The 5,274-nt window shown below is 63.7% G+C and carries 6 protein-coding genes; 3 read left to right on the top strand and 3 right to left on the bottom strand.

Translation table 11 applies throughout. The annotated features are described in order from the left end of the window. The 3 genes from AC1D01_RS19665 to AC1D01_RS19675 form a co-directional block, all read left to right on the top strand. On the top strand, positions 1 to 594 hold a 594-nt coding region (locus AC1D01_RS19665; RefSeq protein ID WP_477869225.1), incomplete at its 5' end, for a hypothetical protein. 198 nt (positions 595 to 792) lie between these two features. Further along, entirely contained in the window at positions 793 to 1,206 is a 414-nt protein-coding gene (locus AC1D01_RS19670) for a hypothetical protein (RefSeq protein WP_477869227.1), read from the top strand. A 179-nt stretch (positions 1,207 to 1,385) separates the two neighbouring features. After that, complete coding sequence (locus AC1D01_RS19675) at positions 1,386 to 2,216, top strand: urease accessory protein UreD (RefSeq protein ID WP_477869229.1); 831 nt, start codon at positions 1,386 to 1,388, stop codon at positions 2,214 to 2,216. An 8-nt stretch (positions 2,217 to 2,224) separates the two neighbouring features. On the opposite strand, the gene AC1D01_RS19680 is transcribed toward AC1D01_RS19675, so the two are convergent. From AC1D01_RS19680 to AC1D01_RS19690, 3 genes are all read right to left on the bottom strand, one after another. Then, positions 2,225 to 2,524: a hypothetical protein gene (locus tag AC1D01_RS19680; RefSeq protein WP_477869231.1), complete on the bottom strand. Its 300-nt coding sequence runs from the start codon at positions 2,522 to 2,524 to the stop codon at positions 2,225 to 2,227. Between the two features lie 415 nt (positions 2,525 to 2,939). Beyond that, positions 2,940 to 3,332: a nitrogenase component 1 family protein gene (locus AC1D01_RS19685; RefSeq protein ID WP_477869233.1), complete on the bottom strand. Its 393-nt coding sequence runs from the start codon at positions 3,330 to 3,332 to the stop codon at positions 2,940 to 2,942. Beyond that, positions 3,320 to 5,274 (bottom strand): RHS repeat domain-containing protein (locus AC1D01_RS19690; RefSeq protein ID WP_477869235.1); only part of this gene is annotated, 1,955 nt, incomplete at its 5' end. The genes AC1D01_RS19690 and AC1D01_RS19685, both read right to left, overlap by 13 nt.

The following is a 5,274-nucleotide window of genomic DNA, read 5'->3' on the forward strand; positions in this document are numbered from 1 at the left end:
GCGCAGCGCCCGGCCATCGTGCAGAAGATCCGCGCCGCGATCCGCCGCGCGCAGCAGTTCGACACCAACGCCAACATGGACCTGGAGACGCCGGACGAGCTGACCGACATCGACAGCCTGGCCACCGAGCTGCTGGCCACCGACTTCGCGCCGTTCAAGGTGCAGCAGGCGGCGGCCGGGCTGCGCGATGCGCTGAAGGACATCAAGCGCTACGGCGCCGTCGATGCGCCGTGGACGGCCCCCGGCGCACTGTGGGACTTCTCGGCGAAGAACCTCGCGATGAACATCTTCCTGCCCGACCCGCTGCTGCTCGGCCTGTGGGACTGGCGCTCGCCGTACTACCTCGACGTGAACCCCGATCCGACGCTGCCGCGCGTGCAGCCGCACATCATCGACTTCGTGAAGGTCACCGACTGGGTCGACTTCATCGTCGAGTACCACAAGGGCCAGCCGTTCAAGGGCCTGCTGCCGGCAGCGATCCCCGAGTTCCCGGTGTTCAACGCGCGCTACGAGCCGCCGAAAGGCCGCCAGCCCGACCCCTGCGGTGACGGGGACATCATCCCCAAGGGAGAGGACAAACCGCGCCGCGCCTGATCCCTCCGCCCTCTCCCACCGAACCCCTGCGAGGCCCGTCCTCCCAGGGGTTTTTTGCGTCCGGGCGTGCATCGTCTCGTGATCGTCTCGCGCCCGGGGAGATCGGGCGGCACACGGGCGTGTCAATGGGAAGGCGAGGCCGATGGAATGCGGTCCATGGATTCCTCCACCGCATCCCATCCTCCTCAGGAGACGCCCATGAAGTGGTACCTGTCCGTCCTTGGCGCGCTGGCCGTCTGGCGCCTCACCCACCTGCTGCACGTGCAAGCCGGCCCGCGCCGCGTGCTGGAGAACTTGCGGCGCTGGGCCGGCGAGGGCTCGTCGCTCGCCTGCTTCTACTGCCTGAGCCTGTGGGTCTCGGTGCCGGTCGCGCTGGTGATCGGGCAGGACTGGCTCGAGCAGGTGCTGCTGTGGCTCGCGTTGTCGACCACCGCGATCGCACTCGACCTGCTGCTCGACCTGATCAGCCGCAGCACCGCGCCGCCGGCCCACCTGCAGCTGCTGACGCCGTCGCAGATGGCGCAGGCGATGGCGGCCCGCTACTTCGACGAGCAGGCCGCGGATGAAACGCCGGAGCCGCTGTTCACGCGCGGCCCGGCGCGGACCCACTGAGCGGAGGCCTGCATGCTGCCGTCGATCAAACGCCGCCTGGCCGCGCTCGGGCCGGTTGCCATCCCGTTCGCCGACACCACGCCGGGCATCTGGCTGCTGGAGACGCAACGGCCGGTGCCGGCCAAGGAAGCCGCGGCCGCCCCTACACTGCACGCGCCCCGCATCAACACCCCGAGCCCATGGCCTGGAACGGTCGCCTGCAACTCCACTACCGCCACGACGCCGGCCGCTGCGTCGTCCACGACCGACACAGCGGGCCGCTGCGCATCCTGCAAAGCCTCTACCCCGAAGGCCCCGGGATCTGCCACAACGTGCTGGTGCACCCGCCTGGCGGCATCGTCGGCGGGGATGTGCTGGCGATAGAAGCCACGCTCGACGCCGGCGCCCACGCGCTGATCACGACGCCGGGCGCGACGCGCTTCTACCGCAGCCTCGGCGAGACCGCGGTGCAGAGCCTGACGGCCCGCGTGGCCGGTGGTGCACGCCTGGAATGGCTGCCGCTGGAGACGCTGTGCTACCGGCGCACGCTGGCCGAGAACCGCATGCGCTTCGAGCTGGAACCCGGTGCCGAGATGATCGGCTGGGACGTGCTGGCGCTCGGGCTGCCGGCCAGCGGCGAGCTGTTCGACGCGGGCCGCTACACGCAGCAGATCGAGCTGCCGGGCGTGTGGCTGGAACGGGGGACGGTCGATGGCGAGGATCGGCTGCTGCTCGATTCGCCGGTGGGCTTTGCGGGGCACAGCGTGCTCGCGACGATGTGGTTCGCGGGTGGCTCTGCCTTGGCGGGCGCGCGGCGCGAGGCGCTGATCGATGCGGCGCGCGAGCAGCTCGAGGCGCACGCGCTGCGCGCCACCGCCGGTGCGACGTCGCCGCATGACGAGCTGGTCATGCTGCGCGTGCTGGCGCATCGCGTCGAGCCGGCGATGGAATTGCTGACGAGTGTGTGGAAACGCTGGCGGGATGTCGCGTGGGGCTTGCCGGCGCAGGTGCCGCGGGTATGGCGGACGTAGTCGGGACTTCAGCCCTTTGGACTCGTCGGCTGCTTCGAAAGTATGGGTGGCTTGGCCCTGCCGCGTCGCTCTGATGCTGCACCCATCACTATCGAAAACATCTGGGTTGGAGACATTTCGGAGCTATAAACCTCCGGATGATTGGAAATGAATTCAACCACGTAGCGCTTCGCTTCTGACAGATCGAGTTGCCTGTCGAGTCTGAGAATCGGATCAACGCGCAAGTATGTTCCGGCAAAGCCGGGACGCCATCCAAAGATTCCCGCGCGCCCCATGGTGCGGACATCAACGACTCTGAACAGATCCAAGTTGGAATCCAGGATCTTGACTGTATGGAGACTACCTTGTTGCAGGTAATCCGTCTTTGCCGTACGCAGCGGCTCAATGCTTTGAAGATGCCATGCCCATCTTTGATCATGACCCCAAGCTGGCCAACGAGGCTGTGGACTATTGGCATTCACAGTCATCTTCCTTGTGGTTTGGCGCCGGAACGGCCGTGCCTGCGCCAATCTCCAAACCCTTTGCCCATCCTGGCGTTCCTTGCCACCAGCGCATGAAAGCGCCAGACCTTGCTCCGCCGGGCGCGTTCCCGTGAATCAGTTCGTGAGTCGACCTCGGAATGGGATTGAGATTCCATGGCTGACTTTTTATTGCATCGGGCACCCTATTTTTCGATAGCGCTGTTTTGCTCAATGGCCCCTCAAAAACCATCCGCGGCCAAAACTAATGCCCTGCGCAACTTCTGAAGCCGACAAAAACCACTACCACCACAACCGGCAATATCCATATCGCCGCTGATACAGCGACCTTCTTCAGATTCAATGACTCCATCCAATCGATTTGCTTGGTGGCAAGCTCAACTCTCTCGATCGGCAAGCTTACCGAGCCAGATTCCTCAATTTCTCTTCCTAGTCTTTGCAGCTCCTCCCACGACGCCGATACGTCTTCATTACCAAATTCATTGGACTGGACTATGAAATTCGTGGATAAGACCAGACTTTGCGCCTTCTCGACACGAGAGGTCGGATGCCTACCGCAGTTTGCACATACGTCGAGGAAGCCAATCTTCGGACTTCCGCAGTGAAAGCAAATGGCTGAAAAAGTCATTTTCTGCACTCACATTCTTCCGTGGCTGCATCAGCAAGTTGCTTGCCGGCAACGAAGCCGGCGCCGGCCGTCAATGGAATCATTGACGACACTGCGCGTCTTGCCCACCCTTGGGCGATCGGATTCATCCAGCCCCCCATTCCTATTGCATGATTCAGCGCAGCAGGAATTTCCACAAGATTCAATCCTGAGTTTGCCATTCCGCGCACTAGCGGCCCCGCCACTTTGGCTCTGGCTTGCGAAATCAGCCAGTGATCCAAATTACCGACGCCATACCACTGATTGAAGGCTCCGCCCATCATTCTCCAGTACGGCCCAGAGAAAGCTCGAAAATTGGAATTAAAGAATGTCTTCGCGAGCAAGCCATTCGCTGCGTACCTACCCACGATGCCTAGCCCTGCGCTGGACACTGCGGCAACACCCACCTGCGCCAAGTTCACACACTTCAGATTCCCGCCGTTTTCATAGAGTTGCACTGCTAGGTCTATGGCACCGCCAACTACTGCTGCAATGCACCAAGGGCATTCGCCTGTCGGGTCAACAAAGCTGAGCGGGTTACCCTCGACGTAGGCATAGGTGTTGATGCCGCCTTGTAGCCCAATCGGGTCACTTTGCTGGTAGGAACCTCCATGAGGGGTGTAGAACCGGAAGTGGTTGTACCAAAGCCCGCTCTCCGCATCCGCATACTGCCCCGGGAAGCGCAGGTTCTGTGTGAAGGTCCCGAGCCCATCGGGATTCGTCTCCGGCGCCGTCGTGCCGAACGGCTCGGCCAGCCAGCGCCAGCGCTTGGCTCCAGTCTGATCGACGACGATGCGCGGCGCATTCAGGTGATCGGCGTGGATGTAGTAGATGAGCGGCGGGCCGCTCGCGTTGCCCGGGTCCGGCGTGAACATCGCCACCGGGATGTTGTCCAGCCATACGTATTCGCGCAGCGCCTTGCCGGTCTGGTCGTATTCCCCGAGCAACTGGCCTTCGAGGTCGTACACAAAGATCACCGTCTCACCCGTGCTCGTCACCTTGCGGATGCGTCGGCGCTCGGCGTCGTAGTCGTAGCTGCCGGTCACACCCGCCTTCGTGATGCTCGCGATCGAGCCGTTCAGCCCGTAGACCGCCATGTAGTTCGTGCTGTCGCTGGTCGTGTTGCCGGCGTTGTCGTAGCCGAAGCTKCKGGCCGGGTTCGTGATGCTCGTCAGCCGGTTGCTCGTCGCCTCGGTCGTGTAGGTGCTCGGGCTACCGTTCAGRCTCACGCTCRCGCGGTTGCCRTTGGGGTCATAGGCAATCGACCAGGTCGATGCGGCCGTCGTGATGTTGGTCAGCCGGCTGTTCTCGTCGTAGTCGAAGCTCTGGTCCAGCGCAATCTGCGGCGTGCCGTCCGTGGCCAGCAGGTGCGTGAACCCGCTGATGCGGTCGGCGGCGTCGTARGTCASGTCGCGCAGCACGTTGCCCAGCGGGTAGCGCACGATGCGGCCGCTCAGGTCGAACTGCCTCGTGTGATTCACCAGGCCGCTKGCCATGTGCCAGTCCCAGCCGCTCACCGGGCCGAAGGGTTCCCACTTCACGTTGCTGATCAGCGGCACGGGCGTGCTGCCTGCGTCCTTSGCCAGGCTCATCGCGATCAGCTCGCCGGTGTCGCGCGTGATCACCAGCACSCGGCCCGACGGATAGGTGATGGTCATCAGGTCGCCATGCGAGTAGGCGTACTTCACCGTCGTCTGGATCGGCACGGTGTTCGCACCGGCCTTGGCGTTCACCGACTGCACGGCTTCGGTGATTCGGCCGCGCGGGTCGTACTTGACGCGGGCGAAGCCGCTCGGGTGATCCACTCGGCTGAGCCGGCCGATGCTGTAGGTGTAGTCCGCGCCGACGAGATCCCAGCTCCAGGTGATGGTCTGGCTCGGCTGACCGCTCTGGCTGTAGACGACGCTGGTCAGCCGGCCTTCCAGGTCATAGG

Source organism: Rhizobacter sp. P3_B12, assembly GCF_056402895.1.